General features: G+C 42.1%; 17 protein-coding genes. 5 read left to right on the top strand and 12 right to left on the bottom strand.

Going from position 1 to position 20,122, the window contains the following annotated elements:
* Window positions 1-202: 202 nt before the first annotated feature.
* The gene (locus D0463_RS15640; RefSeq protein ID WP_117308315.1) at window positions 203-1,414 is read right to left on the bottom strand and encodes an MFS transporter; all 1,212 of its coding nucleotides are present in this window, start codon (window positions 1,412-1,414) and stop codon (window positions 203-205) included.
* Window positions 1,415-1,740: 326 nt separating this feature from the next.
* On the opposite strand from D0463_RS15640, the gene D0463_RS15635 reads away from it, so the two are divergent.
* Window positions 1,741-3,228 (top strand): aldehyde dehydrogenase family protein, encoded by a 1,488-nt coding sequence (locus tag D0463_RS15635; RefSeq protein WP_117308314.1) that lies wholly within the window; start codon window positions 1,741-1,743, stop codon window positions 3,226-3,228.
* Window positions 3,229-3,356: 128 nt separating this feature from the next.
* Here the strand turns inward: D0463_RS15635 and D0463_RS15630 are convergent, their stop codons facing one another.
* Window positions 3,357-4,157 carry an SDR family NAD(P)-dependent oxidoreductase gene (locus tag D0463_RS15630; protein ID WP_117308313.1) on the bottom strand — a complete coding sequence of 267 codons (801 nt, stop codon included), beginning with the start codon at window positions 4,155-4,157 and terminating at the stop codon, window positions 3,357-3,359.
* Between the two features lie 500 nt (window positions 4,158-4,657).
* Window positions 4,658-5,056, bottom strand: a complete 399-nt coding sequence (locus tag D0463_RS15625) for a MarR family winged helix-turn-helix transcriptional regulator (protein ID WP_117308312.1) — start codon at window positions 5,054-5,056, stop codon at window positions 4,658-4,660.
* Between the two features lie 484 nt (window positions 5,057-5,540).
* Between D0463_RS15625 and D0463_RS15620 the strand changes: the two genes are divergently transcribed.
* The 4 genes from D0463_RS15620 (at window position 5,541) to D0463_RS15605 (ending at window position 9,775) form a co-directional block, all read left to right on the top strand.
* Window positions 5,541-6,101, top strand: coding sequence for an FAD-dependent oxidoreductase (locus D0463_RS15620; protein WP_117308311.1), 561 nt, complete (start codon window positions 5,541-5,543; stop codon window positions 6,099-6,101).
* 302 nt (window positions 6,102-6,403) lie between these two features.
* Window positions 6,404-6,679 carry an AbrB/MazE/SpoVT family DNA-binding domain-containing protein gene (locus tag D0463_RS15615; RefSeq protein ID WP_117308310.1) on the top strand — a complete coding sequence of 92 codons (276 nt, stop codon included), beginning with the start codon at window positions 6,404-6,406 and terminating at the stop codon, window positions 6,677-6,679.
* 259 nt (window positions 6,680-6,938) lie between these two features.
* Window positions 6,939-8,432: a peptide MFS transporter gene (locus D0463_RS15610; RefSeq protein ID WP_117308309.1), complete on the top strand. Its 1,494-nt coding sequence runs from the start codon at window positions 6,939-6,941 to the stop codon at window positions 8,430-8,432.
* Between the two features lie 110 nt (window positions 8,433-8,542).
* Window positions 8,543-9,775 (top strand): aminopeptidase, encoded by a 1,233-nt coding sequence (locus tag D0463_RS15605; RefSeq protein ID WP_117308308.1) that lies wholly within the window; start codon window positions 8,543-8,545, stop codon window positions 9,773-9,775.
* A gap of 482 nt (window positions 9,776-10,257) precedes the next feature.
* On the opposite strand, the gene D0463_RS15600 is transcribed toward D0463_RS15605, so the two are convergent.
* From D0463_RS15600 to D0463_RS15560, 9 genes are all read right to left on the bottom strand, one after another.
* Entirely contained in the window at window positions 10,258-11,037 is a 780-nt protein-coding gene (locus D0463_RS15600; protein ID WP_117308307.1) for a serine hydrolase, read from the bottom strand.
* Window positions 11,038-11,051: 14 nt separating this feature from the next.
* Entirely contained in the window at window positions 11,052-12,062 is a 1,011-nt protein-coding gene (locus D0463_RS15595) for an ABC transporter ATP-binding protein (RefSeq protein WP_117308306.1), read from the bottom strand.
* A 3-nt stretch (window positions 12,063-12,065) separates the two neighbouring features.
* Window positions 12,066-12,995, bottom strand: a complete 930-nt coding sequence (locus D0463_RS15590; protein WP_117308305.1) for a C40 family peptidase — start codon at window positions 12,993-12,995, stop codon at window positions 12,066-12,068.
* Window position 12,996: 1 nt separating this feature from the next.
* Window positions 12,997-14,088: a mandelate racemase/muconate lactonizing enzyme family protein gene (locus D0463_RS15585; protein WP_117308304.1), complete on the bottom strand. Its 1,092-nt coding sequence runs from the start codon at window positions 14,086-14,088 to the stop codon at window positions 12,997-12,999.
* 282 nt (window positions 14,089-14,370) lie between these two features.
* On the bottom strand, window positions 14,371-15,990 hold the full coding sequence (locus D0463_RS15580) for a peptide ABC transporter substrate-binding protein (protein ID WP_117308303.1): 1,620 nt from the start codon (window positions 15,988-15,990) through the stop codon (window positions 14,371-14,373).
* A 108-nt stretch (window positions 15,991-16,098) separates the two neighbouring features.
* Complete coding sequence (locus D0463_RS15575; RefSeq protein WP_117308302.1) at window positions 16,099-17,094, bottom strand: ABC transporter ATP-binding protein; 996 nt, start codon at window positions 17,092-17,094, stop codon at window positions 16,099-16,101.
* Between the two features lie 4 nt (window positions 17,095-17,098).
* Window positions 17,099-18,049: an ABC transporter permease gene (locus D0463_RS15570; RefSeq protein ID WP_117308301.1), complete on the bottom strand. Its 951-nt coding sequence runs from the start codon at window positions 18,047-18,049 to the stop codon at window positions 17,099-17,101.
* On the bottom strand, window positions 18,049-18,981 hold the full coding sequence (locus D0463_RS15565; RefSeq protein ID WP_117308300.1) for an ABC transporter permease: 933 nt from the start codon (window positions 18,979-18,981) through the stop codon (window positions 18,049-18,051). Before D0463_RS15565 ends, D0463_RS15570 begins: the two co-directional genes overlap by 1 nt.
* 11 nt (window positions 18,982-18,992) lie before the next feature.
* Window positions 18,993-19,817 carry a M55 family metallopeptidase gene (locus tag D0463_RS15560; RefSeq protein ID WP_117308299.1) on the bottom strand — a complete coding sequence of 275 codons (825 nt, stop codon included), beginning with the start codon at window positions 19,815-19,817 and terminating at the stop codon, window positions 18,993-18,995.
* Window positions 19,818-20,122 lie beyond the last annotated feature (305 nt).

Below are 20,122 nucleotides of genomic sequence, written 5' to 3'. Positions count from 1 at the left end.
TTGTGCTCGATGAACCGGATTTGTGCTCGATAATCCAGATTTGTGCTCGATGAACCGGATTTGTGCTCGATAATCCAGATTTGTGCTCGATGAACCGGAATTGTGCTCGATAATCCGGATTTGTGCTCGATGAACCGGATTTGTGCTCGATTAGTCCCAGATACTAAAACAGGCAGTCACCAATGGGACTGCCTGTTCTTAATTATTCCGCAAGCTCAGTATTTTTCGTCTCTTTACCGAAGAACCACACGACAAACGCTCCAATTAAAACGGAAATCGTAAAAATAGTAAAGATAGTTGTAATCGATGACTTTTGCGTCACCATATAGCCAACTAACAGCGGCCCAAGCACTCCACCTACACGACCTATAGCAGCGGCCATGCCAGCTCCCGAGCCCCGGATTGAAGTCGGATATTGTTCCGGGGTGTACGCATATAATGCACCCCATGCGCCAAGATTAAAGAAAGAAAGGAAAATCCCGGAAATAATTAACCAAGACAAGTCTTCAGCATTTCCAAAGAAATAGGCACTCAGCGCTGTACCAATTAAATATGTAACAAGAACAAACTTTCTGCCCATTTTTTCAATAAACCATGCGGCTGTAAAATAGCCCGGCAGCTGGGCAAGAGTCATGATCAGTACATATTGAAAACTCTTAATCATGCTAAACCCCTTCATTGTCATAACGCTTGGGAGCCACAGAAACATGCCATAATAGGAAAAAACGACGCAAAACCAGAGGATCCACAGCGTGATCGTTTGCCTCCGGTACTTCTTCGCCCACACCCTTTTGATATTTTGCCATATCGTCGGTTTCTCTTGTTTTTGCTGTGAAAGATATTTTGGCGAATCAGGTAAGTTAAGTCTCAGATAAAGGGCATAGAAAGCAGGCAGCGCGCTCAGTACTAAAGCGATCCTCCAACCAAACTCCGGAATGACAAAATAAGAGATTAAAGCAGCAATTAACCAGCCGCCTGCCCAAAAGCTTTCTAATAGAACAACCACTCTACCCCGTTTTTCAGCCGGGACACTTTCCGATACGAGTGTTGAAGCGACAGGTAGTTCGCCACCGAGCCCCATCCCAATTATAAACCGCAGAATCAAAAATAGAACAAGTGAGCTTACGAGTGCAGAAACACCGCTGCCAATGGAAAATAACAAGAGAGTGATCATGAAAACTGATTTCCTGCCAATGCGGTCAGCAAGTATTCCAAACACAAACGCTCCAACGGCCATTCCAATTGAGTTAACACTCCCTATCCATCCTATCTCCTGGGGTGAGAGATTCCATTCCTGTGCAAGGGCAACAACAATAAACGAAAGCATGCCGACATCCATGGCATCAAACATCCAGCCCATGCCTGCAATGCCAAGCAATTTTCGTTCTGAAACTGATTTATTTTTCTTTCCCATAACATCCTCCTAAAGCAAACCTCAATAAAGTTAATCAATTCTTTCCTATTTTACCTATTATTTCTGCTTTCTACTATAAAAATATTCAGGTAACAAACATCTTGCGTTTGCTAGGGAGACCCCTACTTCCTATTACCTTAAATAAAACGAGTCATCTCCTTACTTTCTTAAACTTGTCGTTTCCTCACAAAATCTGTCGGCTTTTATTTATTGAAAATTTGAACTATTCGCGATATGATAGTTTAGGTGATTGAAAGCGTTTTCAGAAAGGTAGTTTTGCATCTTGGTTTGCTCAATACCATTACCAAAATTCAAGGAGGGTATTCATGACAAATCTTACATTGGAAATCAACAAAAAATTACAGCAGTTTTTACAAGGGCCCAAAAAACTCTATATTAATGGGCAGTTTATCGAAAGTGCCTCAGGAAAAACCTTTACTACTCCTAATCCAGCTACAGGTGAAACGTTGGCCGAAGTGTACGAAGCCGATCAAGCTGATATCGAATTAGCCGCCAAAGCAGCACGGCGGGCTTTTGATGAGGGTCCATGGTCCAAAATGAGCGCTGCCGAGAGAAGCCGGCTTATGTATAAACTCGCCGATTTAATGGAGGAGCATAAAGAAGAATTAGCACAATTAGAAACGTTAGACAACGGGAAGCCGATTGGCGAAACAACCAATGCAGACATCCCTCTAGCGATTGAACATATGAGGTATTATGCCGGCTGGTCCACAAAAATTGTCGGACAAACGATACCGGTTAACGGTAATTTTTTTAATTATACTAGACACGAAGCTGTCGGAGTTGTCGGACAGATCATCCCATGGAACTTCCCGCTGCTGATGGCGATGTGGAAGCTCGGTGCAGCTCTGGCTACCGGTTGTACCGTTGTATTGAAGCCTGCGGAGCAAACACCGATGTCTGCTCTTTATTTGGCAGAATTAATAGAAGAAGCAGGATTTCCTGCAGGTGTCATCAACATCGTTCCAGGATTCGGCGAAACGGCCGGAGAAGCGCTGATTAACAATCCTTTAGTTGATAAAATTGCCTTCACGGGTTCCACTGCCGTCGGTAAGCATATCATGAAGACGGCAGCCAACTCATTAAAGCGGGTGACCCTTGAGCTTGGTGGTAAATCACCTAACATCATTCTGCCTGATGCCGATTTCTCGAAGGCTATTCCAGGTGCTTTGAACGGCGTCATGTTCAATCAAGGTCAGGTCTGCTGTGCGGGTTCACGCGTATTCATCCAAAAGAAACATTATGATAATGTAGTAGCCGACATGGTATCCCATGCAAAAGATATCAAACAAGGTGCCGGGCTGAACCCTGAAACGCAAATCGGGCCATTGGTATCCCAGGAGCAGCAAAACAGAGTTCTCGGATATATTGAAAAAGGCTTGAACGAAGGTGCTGAAGTGCTGGTCGGCGGTGGAAAGCCACAGGACGATGGATACTTTGTATCCCCTACCATCTTTGCCGCGGTCAAAGATGAAATGGCGATCGCCCGTGAAGAAATTTTCGGTCCGGTTATCGCGGCCATGCCTTTTGAGGATCTTGACGAGGTCATTAAACGTGCAAATGAGAATGAATACGGCCTTGCTGCCGGCCTATGGACGCGCGATTTATCCAATGCCCATTATGTTGCAAGCAAGCTTCGTGCCGGCACGGTATGGGTAAACTGCTATAATGCCTTTGACGCAGCCTCTCCATTCGGCGGTTATAAATCCTCAGGTATGGGACGTGAAATGGGCTCCTACGCTTTGAACAACTATACCGAAGTGAAAAGCGTATGGGTAAATCTTGATAAATAAAATCAAATCGAAAGCCGTTCCCCTTTCTCGGGGATACGGCTTTTTTATTGGCAATCATAGACAGCATTCCTTTAGCGAAGGAGAATTGAAAGTTAAAATCTCATGAAGGGGCTGTTAAATACCTTGTTTTATTGGGTTGCTACTGACCCGCCATCAACACGTAAATTCACTCCGTTAATAAAGCCCGCGTTGCTTGAAGCTAAGAATAAAACAGCGGCAGCAACTTCTTCAACCGTACCTGGACGTTTCACTTCTACATGAGGGCGATTCTCTTTAAGAAATTGCTGAATGGCTTCGTCGTAGCTGATATTTTGCTTTTCGGCGTTGCCTTTCAAAAGGTTCTCCAACATCGGTGTCATGATAAATGCCGGCGATACAGTATTAACTAATATCCCCTGTTTTGCATATGCTTTTGATAAGCTTTTCGTGAAATTGATCAGGGCTGCTTTCGAAGCGTTATAATGTGGCATAAATGGGTCCGGTTGGACTCCGGATTCAGAAGAAATATTAATGATCCGACCATATTCTGCTTTTTTCATAAAAGGGATTACCGCTTTGGTGACACGCACTGTGCCAAAAAGATTTATATCAAAGAGATGCTGCCAGTCCTCTATTTCCAAGGATTCAAAATCATCAAACCCACTGGCTATTCCCGCATTATTAACAAGAATATCAATGGTTTGATAACGATCAATAGCTGATGAAACAAGATGATCCACATCTTCCTGCTTGGATAAATCAGCCTGAACGGCAAGTACATTTCCACCGTTTTTTTCTATCTCCTTTTTAGTTTCCTCCAATGCTTCTGCACCCCGTCCACAGATGACAACGTTGGCTCCTTCTTTCGCAAACGCCAGGGCAATACCTTTTCCAATTCCCTTACTGCCGCCTGTAACAAGTGCTGTTTTATTTTTCAGCTCAAGATCCATTTACTATCATTCCTCTCTCTTTTTTTATAGGTCATTTCATAGTCCAGATTAAACTTTAAAAATCTTATATGTCAAACGTTCCGGTTGGCCCTGCTTCCGTAGTATATTCTATTTGAAAAAATCTAATGTGTAGGGATTTTCAGAAAAGGTATAAGCTAATAAATAGACGGTCAAGTCAAAATCAACTCTCTAAGCCGCACATAGATATGTAACCCTATCCTGCCTATTGATCCAGATTAAAGATGTGGAAACGATGAACTCGGAATGAAAGGTAAACACCCTCCAATCAAAAACTGATATACGATCAAGTTTTAATCGGAGGGTTGGTTAAATTATTCTCTTGCAGCTTCGAGGATGGCTTCATAATCGAGTATCTTAAGTTTCCTTTGTCCGGTTTGCCCGATCCAGCCAAGTTCCTAAAAAGAAGAAAGACGACGGCTTAATGTTTGCTAACTCCCCTGCTAACGACATTCGATAATTTGAAACTAACCACATGGAAGCTAAAATTCTCCTAATTCCTTGAACAAACCAATTCTTTTTATTTCCTCCAAATGAATCTCCGACAATTTCTCCAGTATTTCACTTCCTTGAGAAGTGACTTCAATTAATACACTACGGCCATCCTCTGGATTCTGTCTTCGGGAAACCAGTTCAAGCTGTTCAGAGCGGTCTATTAAACCTACACATGCATGATGAGTAATTTGCAGACGCTCCGCTAACTCTCTAGGAGTAGCGCAATCACGGCCCGGGAACCCTTTAATAGCCAATAATAATTGATGTTGCTGAGGGGTGACGCCGTGTTTTTGAGCTGCAGAATCACTGAATTTTTGAAACTTTCTTAGTTGATATCTAAATTCTCCAAGGTATTCATAAACGTCTTTTGACAAAAGTGAATCCAAAAATTCGCCTTCTTTCCTATTGATAAATATATCTTAACACGATATAATTTACATATGAAGTATATCTTATTACGATATAAAAATCTGGTTTCCCTGCAAATAAAAATGAAGATCTGAGGTGGTGAACCATTATGGAATTTTTGCTATTCCCGTTTTCAAACTCCGTCACAGGAACGATTATATTTGTAATTGTATCCTGGATGACCATTTACCTGAACGTAAAAATTCATAAATTTGATAATGAATAAAACAACATTTTTACTCAGTTTGCGGCCGCAGGAAAATCATAACTAAACCTTTTTCGCTTTGCATATCTTTTATACCCTTCCTCTATTTTTGTTTCCTTCAGATGACCATACAAAGAAACAACCTTGATAACAATAAATTCATTCAATTAAACATTCGGATTTCAGTTCTTTTAAGTAGTGAAATTTCCTCCTTATTGATAAAATTAAGTCGAATATTGAAAAGGAGGATTTTTCCTATGTATGATATCGCGATAATCGGAGCTGGACCGGCAGGCGGAAGCGCTGCACTTTTTGCGGCAAAGGCCGGGAAAAAGACTTTACTGTTAGACAGTGACCAAAGCATTACAAAAAGGGCATGGCTTCAAAACCATTATGGCGTGAATGAAATCAGCGGACCCGATCTCGTTGAAATTGGTAAGAACCAGGCCAAAAAATTCGGAGCGGAACTTGTCCAAACAAAAACGGTCAATTTTGAAAAATCCAATGATGGCTTCAAAATTGAAACGGAGAACGGCGAATACGAAGCAAAGCACATTATCTTGGCCACCGGTATGGTAGTTGAACTCGCCGAAAAGGCTGGTATTAATACCAAGCCTGGCACAGAGCCAAGAATTAAGACAATCGTTGACTGCGATACCGTCGGAAAAACGAACATCGAGGGTGTCTGGGCTGCTGGAACCTGCGCGGGTGTCAGTATGCACACCATTATCACCGCAGGAGACGGAGCCAAAGTAGCGATCAATGTAATCAGTGAACTGAATGGCGAGCGTTATGTTGATCACGATATCTTAAAATAGAAGTTTTGAAATATTCTATACCTAAGGCATCCGATTTATTCGGATGCCTTTTTCTAAGTTATCTTCCCATTCATCAAATTGATTCTATTATTCTATCCATCATTATGATTTTGTTTCCCAACTCAAGGTTTTACAAACCCTTTTGCTTTATACACCGTTACCATTATCTTGAAAAATTTTTAAAAATTTAAAAATAAAGCATTCAAAGCAGAAAACAAATAACTCATATTAATTTACAAAACTGTTAATTATTTTTACAATATGGTAATATTTAATTATAAATGTATGGAGGGAAAATGTATATGCGCGCTACCGGTGTAGTAAGAAACTTGGATAATTTAGGAAGAGTTGTAATCCCTAAAGAAATTCGGAGAAATTTTAATATTAATGAAAGAGATGGGTTAGAAATCTTCACTGATGGTGACATGATTATTCTTCAAAAATATAAAGCTAGTAATTCATGTGTGATTACAGGCGAAATATCAGATCGGAATTTTGCTGTAGCCAAAGGGCAGCTTCGACTTAGTCCAGAGGGTGCAGAAAAACTAATACAGGAAATTGAGTCCCATTTAAAATAAAATATAATCATGATACCAACACCTTTAAAAAATAAGGGGTTGGTTTTTTTAATCTTCCTCTCCCTGCTTTTTACGCTCACCTAATCGACTCCTCTACCTCCAATTAATATTCATATCTTTCTTCAATTCATGATTATTTTTCAAAATTCTCTGTTAATAAGCGAGAAACTTTTAATACAAAACCAAAAGTGTTATAGTAAAATAATTGTTCCTTATATCATTTGAATTATTCTTACAATTTTTAAAAGGAGGATTTAGGATGCAGACAAGAAATAAGGACGTAATTGTTCAAAGTGTGCCTCAGACAGGCTTTTTTGGACATCCCAAAGGGTTATTTACCCTGTTCTTTACTGAATTCTGGGAACGTTTTTCTTATTATGGAATGCGCGCCATTCTGATTTATTACATGTATGATAAGATTTCCGAGGGAGGACTGGGCTTAGACCAAACTACAGCCAATTCGATTATGTCCGTCTACGGATCGCTCGTTTATATGTCCGGGATTATCGGAGGTTGGATAGCGGATAGATTACTCGGGACGACCCGGACTGTTTTTTACGGCGGGGTCTTGATCATGTTTGGACACATCATCCTCGCACTGCCGGGCGGTATTACAACATTATTTTCTTCCATGGCTTTGATTGTCATCGGTACAGGTCTACTCAAACCGAATGTTTCAAGTGTTGTCGGTGAAATGTATAGTGAGGAAGATCCACGGCGTGATTCTGGATTCAGTATTTTCTATATGGGGATCAACTTGGGCGGTTTTCTGGCGCCGTTGATTGTCGGAACGATCGGACAGGAATATAATTATCATCTCGGCTTTGGTATTGCGGCTATCGGTATGTTCTTCGGCCTTGTCACGTTTCTTCTGACGAAAAAGAAAAACCTGGGACTTGCCGGTTCCTATGTACCCAATCCTTTGTCCAAGGATGAAAGGTCCAAAGTATTCACCAGAATCGGGATCGGAGCACTTATAATCGCCGTCTTGGCTGCTATCACGATTCCGGCTGGGTATCTGACGATCGAACGCTTTATTTTACTCGTTACTTTATTTGGGGTATTAATTCCAACCCTTTATTTTATCTTTATGTACCGTAGTCCGAAAACCACAGAGGTTGAGCGCTCACGGCTGATCGCGTACATCCCGCTGTTCATCGCAGCTGTCATGTTCTGGGCCATCCAGGAACAGGGCTCTAATATATTAGCGACGTATGCTGACCAGCGGACACAGCTTAACTTTGCGGGCATCCAGATTCAACCTGCATGGTTTCAATCGTTGAATCCGCTATTCATCGTCATGCTTGCGCCTGTTTTTGCCTGGTTTTGGGTCAAGCTTGGGAACAGACAGCCTTCCACATCGAAAAAGTTTGCATTCGGATTATTTTTCGCGGGACTTTCGTTCCTTGTGATGATTTTCCCTGCTTATCTAAACGGGACCGATACATTGGTGAACCCGTTATGGCTGGTACTCAGCTTCTTCCTCGTGGTTTTGGGTGAGTTATGTCTGTCCCCTGTCGGACTTTCGGCCACGACGAAACTCGCACCGGCAGCCTTCTCCGCTCAGACGATGAGTCTCTGGTTTTTATCAAACGCGGCGGCACAGGCGATTAATGCCCAGGTTGTCCGATTATTTAATCCGGACTCAGAAATCCTGTACTTTGGAGTGATCGGTAGCATATCCATTTTGCTTGGATTCGTTCTTTTCATGCTTTCTCCGAAAATTCAGGGTTATATGAAAGGTGTAAGATAAACAAAAACTGCCTGTCCAAATTGGATAGGCAGTTTTCGTTTTAAATTCTATCTTTTTTGCGGTAAAATCGCTACAATGTAAATGAAGATTCTGGTAAAGGAGAGTAATGTATGAGTAATTTTCAAGGAAATTTAGAAAAGTACGCAGAGCTAGCCGTCAAGGTTGGCGTTAATGTCCAAAAAGGGCAAACACTTGTAATAAATACAGCTTTGGAAGGTGCGGCGCTTGTCAGGCTGATCGTTAAGAAAGCTTATGAAATCGGTGCGCGTAATGTAATCGTTAACTGGACGGATGATACCGTTAACCGTATTAAATATGATCTGGCACCGGATGAAGTCTTCACGGAATATCCAGAGCATCGCGCCAAGGAAATGATTGAATGGGCAGAAAAGGGTGCTGCTTATTTATCAGTGATTTCATCCCCTCCTGACCTGTTGAAAGGTGTGAGGCCGGAGCGGATCGCCAATTTCCAAAAAGCATCAGGCACGGCGCTTAAACAATTCCGTCAGTACATGCAAGCCGATAAGTTCAGCTGGTCAATTGTTGCGGTTCCATCCCAAGCCTGGGCAGACATGGTATTCCCTGATGCTGCTGCAGAAGAAAGAGTACATAAGCTATGGGATGCTATCTTTAAAGCGACCCGCATAGACACGGAAAATCCGGTTGCCTCCTGGAAAAAACACGACGAGTCTCTTCATGAAAAAGTCGATTATTTAAACGGCAAACGCTATAAAAAGCTTCATTACAAAGCTTCCGGGACGGACCTTACAATCGAGCTTCCTGAGCAACACCTATGGGTTGGTGCAGGCAGCATTAACGAACAGGGACATGCGTTCATGGCAAATATGCCTACAGAAGAAGTTTTCACGGTTCCTTTAAAAACAGGAGTAAATGGCACGGTTTCCAGCACGAAGCCCTTAAGCTACGGCGGAAACATCATTGATAAGTTTTCGATTACATTTAAGGAAGGCCGAATTGTCGAAGTGAAAGCAGAAGAAGGCGAAGCAATTTTAAAGCAATTAGTGGAAACAGATGAAGGCTCTCACTATCTAGGCGAAGTCGCGCTCGTTCCATTCAACTCACCCATTTCACAATCAAACGTCCTTTTCTTTAACACATTGTTCGATGAAAATGCTTCTAACCACCTGGCGATTGGCAGCGCTTATGCCTTCTGCCTTGAAGGAGGAAAAAAGATGTCCCCTGAAGAGCTCGCAAAGAACGGACTTAATGAAAGCATCACCCACGTTGATTTCATGATTGGATCTTCTCAAATGGATATCGACGGAATTAAAGAAGACGGCAGCACTGAGGCTATCTTCCGTAAAGGTGACTGGGCGTTTTAAAAAATATATGTTAAAGATCATGCTTATAATGAGCATGATCTTTTTATTTTTTCTAGTAGGAAACCTGTCCATACACTCCGTCTATAATGCGAATATGATAAATAAACGGAGAAAAGGGTGAATATATGAGAAAAATGAATCTAATCGGCTTTCGCACAAGAAAGGAAAAAACCGTAATCGCTACAGCCATAGCTATTGGGATCATTTATACGACGATGTTTTTCATGACGAAAAGCTAAAGTATAAACAAGGATCAATCTACCAATCATACAAATGGAAATAACCCCTTTGCCTTGTGTCAACAAGGCTATTTTTAATTGCTATTATAGACAGACTGGTTCGGGAGGCTATCGATGAAATTGGAGAATATGTTAAACAAAAGCTTGGAATTGAAATAACATTAGTACTGCCGAGCTTACTGAATGACTAAAAAAGATCATGCTTTTTTCTTCTTGAGCATGATCTTTAATTTACGTCTTTTACTATTGCGCTAAGTATTCATAAACGAGCTTGCCAATCTTGGCAAGCACTTGCCTTCCTTCTTCCTCTGAGGAGACACTCGTTAGTACGGCAACATATGCTGTTTTTTCACCATACGTAATGATTGCACAATCGTGGACAATGCCCGGCAAGCTGCCTGTTTTGTTTGCTACGGATACTTTTTCAGGATCCATAAGGGCCGGAAGTTTGTCGGTCATTTGCTGTTTTCTCATAATTGATAGTATCTGTTCATTGCTCTTTGACGAAAGAAAGGTCTCCTCTTTTATCGCTTTTAGGCAAACAAGCATATCAGTGGCAGTGGTTAGATTGTCCCTGCCTTGATTTATTGCTTCAAAGTCCATCATCCTTCGGTTTAAAACCGTCTTATCCAAACCTAAATCTTTGATACACCTGTTAATTTCATCCTGGCCCAAGAAACTAATCAATAGGTTCGTTGCCGTGTTATCCGAAACAATAATCATTAAAGTGATGATATCTCCTATCGTCATAAATACCTTATCCGTTAAAGCATATATGACTCCTGATCCCCCTACCCTCTCAGTCATCGGTATGGTAACAGGCTGATTCAAATAAATTCGTTTTTCTTCACTTTGGCGGAATGCTTCTATTAAAATAGGAATTTTAATTAGACTTGCAGATTGAAAGATTTCTTGACCGTCACTTTCTATGACTTTACCATCTATTTCGATGTGTAAACCGATCCTGCCGTCAGCATGATTTTTCAACTGCATGATCGATTCTTCCAAAGCAATCCATTCCATTTTCCACTTCCCCTCTATTTCGTTGCCGCCACTTGGGAGAAATCATGGTCACCTATCAGCTTTTTGTTATACAAATGGCAAGCAACGAAATGGTTCTCTTCAACTTCCTGCCACTGGGGCTTATGTGTGGCGCATGCTTCCATCACATACGGACATCTCGTTCTGAATACACATCCGCTCGGCGGATTTACCGGGCTTGGCAGCTCACCTTTTAAGATGATCCGTTCACGCACATCTTCCACATCCGGGTCTGGAATCGGAATCGCTGATAATAAAGCCTGTGTATATGGGTGAAGCGGATGATTATATAGTTCTTTACTTGTCGTTAACTCGACGATATGTCCTAAATACATTACAGCAATGCGGTTACTGATTTGTTTTACCATAGAAAGATCATGAGCGATGAATAAATAAGTCAAGCCCTTTTCCTTTTGAAGACGTTTTAGCAAATTAACGACCTGGGCCTGTACAGACACATCCAGTGCCGAAATCGGTTCATCTGCGATTATAAACTCCGGGTCTAACGCAAGTGCCCGGGCAATACCGATCCTCTGCCGTTGTCCTCCAGAGAATTCATGTGGATACCTGTTCGCATGATCCCGGTTTAACCCGACATCCTCTAACAATTGATAAACCCGCTCTAGTCTCTCTTGTTTATTTGGATACAGCCTGTGTACCTCCATCGGCTCAGAAATGATCTCATGGACGGTCGAACGCGGATTTAATGAAGCATACGGATCCTGGAAAATCATTTGCATGCTTCGATGATAGTCAAACTTCTCCTTCTCATTCATGTTGTGGACATCCTGCCCGTTAAAAATAACCTCTCCGCCGCTGCGGTCATACAACCCGATAATGGTTCGGCCTGCTGTAGATTTACCACAACCGGATTCGCCTACAATGCCAAAGGTTTCACCTTTATTGACATGAAAAGAGATTCCGTCTACTGCTTTTAGTGTTTCATTTTTTCCAATGGTAAAATATTTTTTCAAATCATTAACTGTTAATAGAACTTCCCTATTCATGTTTTACTCCTCCGTCTCTTGCCCATAACGGCTCGCTGAACAAAGTTCTTTTTCGTAAGTAGTACCTGCCAATTCGATAATTTCGACATGTTTCCCTGTTTTTGGAGAATGCAAAAGCTTTCCATCCCCATAATAAATACCTACATGATGAATGCTTCCTTTACCTTCTTCATAGGCAAAAAATAATAAATCGCCTGGTTGGATTGCATCCAACTCCACATTTTTCCCTGCCGCGGCCTGATCTCCGGCATCGCGCGGAATGAGGTATCCTATTGCCCGGCACAACGTATAGCTGAACCCTGAGCAGTCAAAACCAAATGAACTCATACCGCCCCATAAGTATGGAAGGCCAAGGAACCTTTCTCCCTCGGCAATAATATCCTTTCCGCTTCCCTTCGGCCTATCATCCCAAGATAGAGAAATAGCTACGTCTGCTGTTTTTAAATAACCAGTGCCTTCTGGTAATTTCACAATCACAGCATCAGCTTTTTCAGCAATAACTGGCAATATCGTTTGATAGCTTAATTCAAATAACGGTGACCCATTTTCGGAATAAAGCATCGCTCTCTTGCTTATTACAGTTGCGATCGAACCCTCACTTATATCCCATTCAACACCTTCAGCAAGCTGCGCTTTAGGGATCCACCCCGGATATCCTCGGGTGTCTTTGCCTGAAGGCTGTTCCGGCACGAAAATCTTGGCCCAGCCATTTTGTTCATCGGTGATGATTACTTCCTGTCCGAACAACACTTGTGATTGGACCAAATTCGCATTACAAAGTTCTATACGAGTTTCATAGGTTAATTTGCTGAGCCAGCTATCTATTTGCGCCGGGAATGAAGTGGCATCTGCATCAATTGCCCTGGACGATTTATATGTTGTCCATAAAGTTGCCACCGCAACGTTTACTACCGTTTTCTGATGGAACCCCACCTTAAGCCCCCCTTTCTATATCTACGTGGTCGAGTCCTAATCCATACCCATTTGGAAGGGTTATTTTCCTGCCATTATACGTAATTCCGCCTTCAACGATTTCCTTGGCGAGCATAAGTGGCGCATCGAAATCAAATCGGGTAATGTTCTTTTTGCTTGCCGCAAAGTGAGCGGCCGCCGTAATGCCAAGGCGGGTCTCAATCATGCTGCCAACCATGCATTCCACACCGCAGACCTCAGCCAGTTGATTAATGATCTGGGCCTGGTAGATGCCTCCTGCCTTCATCAGCTTTATATTGATTAAATCGGCACTTCGTGTTTTTAAAACCTGATAGGCCTGCTTGGGGGTGAAAATACTTTCGTCCGCCATAATTAATGTATCCACAGAGTCGGTTACTTGCTTTAGCCCGGCAATATCATCAGCTTTGACCGGCTGCTCAACTAATTCGATCTGTAAACCGTTATCCTCCATTTTGCGAATTGCCCGTACAGCATCCTTTGGATTCCATCCCTGATTTGCATCCAATCGAATCTTCACATTATAGCCGACGCGCTTCCTAATCTCCTCTATCCTTTCGAGATCAGTTGAAATATCATCTTTGCCGACTTTTACTTTCAGAACATTGAAGCCTTGCTTTACATAGGATTCGGCATCCTCACCCATTTCCTCAGGTCCGTTTACACTTACGGTAAAATCCGTTTCCAGTTCACTTTTATGGCCACCAAGAAATTGATAGAGCGGCAGCTTGCAATACTGCGCGAGACAGTCATAGATGGCCATGTCTACTGCTGCTTTCGCGCTTGAATTTCCAATCAATATCGTTTTCATTTCCTGGAAAATGGTTTCGTAGCTTAGCAGGCTTTTACTAAGCAAAGCGGGCTTCAACACATTGTGTATGGCGGATTCAATGCTAAGTATGCTGTCACCGGTGATGACAATGGTCGGGGGAGCCTCTCCCCAGCCGATAATGCCGTTATCACAGGTGACTTTCACAAAAACTGACTCTGCTGTTTCAACGGTTCGAAGCGCTGTTTTAAATGGTTTAATAAGCGGTACCGCTACTCGGAAGGTTTCCATTTTTGCTAGTTTCATTCTTTCTCATCCTTTATCTTTATGTATGCCCAAATTGGCGAGACATTGCACCAACACCTCTAAAAGCTTAATTTTCAGATTAATAGTATTTCTTTACAACTTGTTATCACTATATGCTTCTATTCAAAAAGGGATGTTCAAACGAACACCCCTTCTCTAGTTTTTTCAAAAAACTTAAATGAACCTAAAGTTTTTCGACTTCCCTCTAAGCAGCTTTGGAGGCAACGCATCCAAAGAAAACCCATGCTGTAAAACTTTATCGAGGAATTGGTATAAGATTAATTATTTTTTATCTGCCCACTTCAATTCGATATAACCAACCGGGTGACGGACAATTCCGTTCACATCATCATTTTGCAACTGAACGTGGTTGTAAAAATGAATGGGAACAATTGGCGTTTCCTCGAACAAAATCTTTTCAGCTTCATACATCTTTTCAAACCGTTTTTCTTCATTCGCTTCATTTTTTGCCTCTTTAATCAACTGGTCATATTTCGCATTGCTCCAGCCTGTGCGGTTCATAGAGTGGCCAGTTTGGAAATTTTCCAGGAAGTTGATCGGGTCAGCATAGTCTGCAAGGAACGAACTGCGGGAAAATTGGAACTTCAACGCTTTTTGTTCTGTAGCAAACGCGTTTGCTTCCATATTTGCCAATTTAACATCTACATCTAAGTTCTTTTTATACATTTGTTGCATGGCTTCTGCCATTTTTTTATGAACATCATCCGTGCTGTATGTTAAGGTTACTTCCGGAAGTTCTTTATAGCCTTCCTCTTCCATTCCTTTTTTCAGCAATTCTTTCGCTTGTTCTACATCTGTTTTAATCAGGTCACCGCTTACTTCACGGAAGTCTTTTCCAGAAGGATCTTCAAATCCGTATGAAACAAAACCATATGCCGGTTTTTGTTGTCTTTTTGTTACAAAGTCAACCATTTCCTTTTGATCTGCTGCCAAGGCGAATGCTTTACGGATGTTCGCATTTTGGAAAGGTTCTTTGTTAACATTTAATCGATAGAAGTATTGACCGGCCTGATCTTCCACCAAAACTTTATCTTCTTTGAAAAGTTTTTCACTCATATCTGCAGGGACATCTGAGACATCAAGGTCCCCTTTTTGGAACATTTGATATTGCGTATTTGTATCATCGATGATGGCCCAGTGAACTTTATCGAGCTTCACGCTTTTAGCATCCCAATACGTATCGCTTTTTTCCATCAGAATCTGGTCGTCATGTGCCCATTCTGCCAATGTAAATGGACCGTTGCCAACAAAAGACTCAGCCTCCGCGAACCATTTCGGATTTTCCGTTGCAACCTTCTCATTGATTGGGAAAAAGGCCGGATTGGAAATTACGCTTAGGAAATACTCCTGTGGACTAGTTAAAGTTACTTCAAACGTTTTCTCATCAACAGCTTTAACCTTTACATCTTCAGCTTTTCCTTTACCCGAATTGAATGCTTCCCCGCCTTCGATAAAATATCCGAGGAATGAAGCAGAAGACCCGGTGTTAGGATCTAACAAGCGTTTCCATGCAAAAACAAAATCATTGGCCGTTAAGTCATCTCCATTAGACCATTTTGCATCTTTACGAATGGTAAAGGTATAGGTTTTTTCATCTTCTGATACTTCCCACTTTTCCGCTGTAGCGGCTTCGGGTTCGTGATCTTTGTTTAAGCGTATCAAGCCTTCCATGATATTATTCAAAGGATCCCATGAAACAGCATCAAATCCGATGGACGGGTCCAATGAAGTAGGTTCGGTATTATTCTTTAAATATAATACCTTTTCTTTTTTCCCTTCACCGCCATTATCCTTTTCACTGCCTGCTTCATTGCTCGCCGTACAGGCTGCCAAAATAAATACAACGATTGAAACCATTAATAATGTACCTAGCTTTTTCATTTTCTTCCCCCTCATTTTTTCTATTGTTATAAACTGTCAACAATCCGCTTTAGCTGGACTACGGACAAGATTTACCGACTATTGCTAACACCATTATCATTACATTTCCTACTTTACTGCCAGAAGTGTTTTTGCCCTTTCATCTTGCAGCCAGCAATCGACATCATGCTCATTGTTCACATATGTCTTATACGGATAAACACGGTCGCATACTTCCATTGCATGCTCGCAGCGGGCAGCAAACGGACAGCCTGCCGGTGGAGAAAATAAGTCAGGAGGTGAACCGTTAATCGGCAGCAGCTCTGCATCTTCCATATCAAGGCGTGGCACGGAATTCAGTAATCCTTTTGTATAGGGATGCTGTTGATTATAAAAAATATCTCTCCTATTTCCAGCCTCGACGATTTTACCGGCATACATGACCGCAACACGGTCAGCCACCTTGGCTACAACACCCAAATCATGGGTGATCAGAATAATTGAAACTCCCGTTTTTTGCTGAATATCATTGAATAGCTCCAATATTTGAGCTTGAATCGTTACATCAAGTGCAGTTGTCGGTTCATCAGCAATTAAGACCTCAGGCTCACAGACTAGAGCCATTGCAATCACAATTCTCTGGCGCATTCCGCCGCTAAATTGATGCGGGTATTGCTTAAGACGTGATTCCGGATCCGGAATGCCTACTAAATGAAGCATATCAATCGTCTTTTGCTTTGCTTCAGCCCGCGATATTTTTTCATGCTGCATAATGCCTTCCATAATTTGTTCACCAACCGTAAGAGTAGGATTCAATGCAGTCATCGGATCTTGGAATATCATTGAAATATCAGCACCGCGGAGTTTGCGAAGCTCGGATTCTTTTAATTGAGTTAAGTCTTTACCCTTAAAGAGGATTTCTCCTCCAGTAATTTTGCCTGGCGGATTAGGAATAAGTCCCATGATGCTTTGAGTGGTCACACTTTTGCCGCAGCCTGATTCACCAACAATCGCCAAGGTTTCCCCCTTGTACAATTCAAAGCTAACCCCGCGGACTGCCTTTACTTCTCCGCCATATGTCGCAAATGAAACATGAAGGTCATTAACTTCCAGTACTTTTTCCATGATGCTACCTCCTCAGCTTTGGATCAAGAGCATCCTGCAGGCCATCTCCCAATACGTTAAAGGCAAACATCGTTGCTGAAATGAAAAACGCAGGGAAGAATAGACGCCACCAATGGCCTGATAGAATCGTAGACAAACCATCATTGGCCATCATTCCCCAGCTTGTATGCGGAGGCTGAATGCCTAATCCTAAGAAACTTAAAAATGCTTCTGCAAATATCGCAGTAGGAACGGTCAGAGTCATTTGAACAATGATCGGCCCCATTGTGTTAGGCAACAGGTTCTTTCTAAGAATGCGTCCTGTTTTTGTCCCGAACGTTTTTGAAGCAAGCACAAATTCATAGTTTTTAATTTGCAAAACCTGGCCCCTGACAATCCGTGCCATTCCAATCCACCCTGTAACAGACAAGGCAACAATAATCGTTGATAGGCCCGGTCCCATTACTACCATCAATAAAATAACAACAAGGAGATAAGGCAGTCCGTACAGCACTTCAACAATCCGCATCATAATATTATCTGCCCTGCCGCCCTTGTAGCCTGCGATGCCACCGTATATAACCCCTATGATGAAGTCAATCAACGCCGCAGCCGCACCGACAAATAAGGAAATCCTCGCGCCATGCCATGTTCTCGTAAATACATCGCGGCCCAGATCATCTGTACCGAACCAGTATTCACCCGAAGGTGGCAAGTTCTGCTTTGTCAGCTCCTGATCGAGGGTATGAGGTGAAATAAGCGGCCCGAAAATGGCCATAAACACGATCAAGACTAGAAAAACCAGCCCTCCGATTGCCAGTTTATTCTTCAAAAGGCGCCGCCACGAATCCTGCCAGTACGAGAGACTTGGTCTAACAACAGCTTCTGCTTCTTTACTGTTCTTAGGCTTGGGTACAAACCATTCATCAGGAACGTCTGGAGAAATACTTGATTCATGCTGTTTGCGAAGCTCCACTATTTTCCCTCCTTCTGATGCAGTTTAATTCTCGGATCCAATATTCCGTATACTAAATCAACTAGGAAAAGCATGACAATCAGAATGGAACTGTAGAACACAGTCGTACCCATGATAACCGGGTAATCGCGATTGGAGATGCTGTCAACGAAATACTTCCCCATCCCGGGAATGGCGAATATCTTTTCAATTACAAAGGTTCCTGTCAATATGCTCGCTGCTAAAGTACCCAACACCGTTACGACTGGCAAAAGGGCATTTCTCAGCGCGTGTTTCACAACAATTTTAAATGGCGATAATCCTTTCGCCTTTGCTGTCCTTATGTAGTCCTGTGTCAAAACTTCAAGCATGCTTGCCCTTGTAAGACGAGCGATAATTGCCATCGGCCCGGTTGCTAGCGCTAAAATCGGCAAAACCATGTGCATGGGGCTTGACCAGGTTGCAACCGGAAAGATAGCCCATTTAACAGCTAATTGCTGAATCAGTAAAGTCGCCATTACAAAGTTAGGAATTGATATTCCGATAACGGCAATCGCCATCGCAAGATAATCAACAATACCGTTGTGGCGGAGTGCAGCTATTACTCCAAGAGTGATGCCGGAGATAATCGCAACAATTAATGTCCACATCCCTAATTCAAAGGAAATTGGGAAACCCCTTCCGAGCATATCGTTGACTGTTTGGGAGGAATTTTTGATGGACGGCCCAAAATCCAGGGTAAGCAGTGACTTTAAATAGCTTCCATATTGCACCAGAAGAGGTTCATCCAAATGATAAAAGGCTTCGAGATTCTTTTGAACTGCTTCACTTGTCGTTCTCTCTTCGTTAAAAGGTGATCCGGGAATGGAATGCATCAGGAAAAAGGTGAGGGTAACAATAAGCCACAATGTAGCAATCATGGCCGCGAGACGTTTGATAATGTATGTATTCATATCCGCACTCCCTAACAGAATGTAGTTCGCATGGCAAGCTCTGTCATAACGAGCATTGCCTGGTAAGCTTCTAAAATATCCTTAGCCTGGAATTGTACAATTGTACTATCAGCCACCATCTCCGTTCCCGGCATCAAGTTTGCCCACTCCGCTTCGCCATAGTTCGTAAACTCTATTCCAAGCATAGGGCGATCAGGCGGTGTGAGTGGTTTCACATTATTTTTATTTAGAAGAGCAATTGCAGTTTGTTCGCGAAGCAATTGTCCTGCTTTTGCAGGTGTTAAGGATTTGGCTGCTGACCGGGAGATGGATTCCTTCACAATAGCGGTCGTTATATTGGGAATAAGCTGTTCTGCTTCATAAGCAGCTCGATCATCACCGGCAACCATTAACAAGGGAACATCATAATAACCGGCAACATAAGCATTAAAACCGAGTTCCCCTACGGCAACATCATTTATGTACATATTTCGAGCACCGAAAATCATCGAGTGGGACATAACACCTTTTAAAGCAGCTCGTGCATGGTACCCGACAAACATAGCTCCTGTAAAAGATTCATCAAGGCCCTGCACCATTGAGAATGGTTTCACATCTCCTGTAATCAACTGGGTTTCCGGATGAAGCCTTTCAATCAACAGGTTATTCATCTTGGAGTGGCTGTCATTCACTATTACTTCCCTGCACCCCTCATCTATGGCGGAGGTAATAACGTGATTGACTTCATCTGTCATAATGATGCGCCCACGTTCATAATTGTGTTTTCCTGAGTCTACATGCGTATGGTCAACCAGTCCTGTGATTCCCTCCATATCTGCTGAGATATATAACTTCATGTTGACCTCCTATTTTTGAAAAGTGAATATTTTCTTAAAATTATAAATTATAAAATTCCCATTTACAATTCCTATTTTGTCGAAATATGGATATATAGTGGAAAAGCCTTATAAATAGCGATATTCTGATAAATCCAATTTATGGTAATCACTAATATGATTGGCTCTTCACCATAACTGGTGATTTAAATTGATTAACATAATATCTCAGTTAATTTTGCAACAAAGTTGATTGGCGAGGATATACGAGACTCCTCGAAAATGCATACGCATTTTCTCGTGCGGTGCCTATTCATGGATGATGA

The sequence above is a fragment of the Bacillus sp. V59.32b genome, assembly GCF_003429085.1.
Taxonomy (GTDB): domain Bacteria; phylum Bacillota; class Bacilli; order Bacillales; family DSM-1321; genus Peribacillus.
Note: the sequence above shows the minus strand (reverse complement) of the source record. Positions and strands in the feature narration are given on the sequence as shown.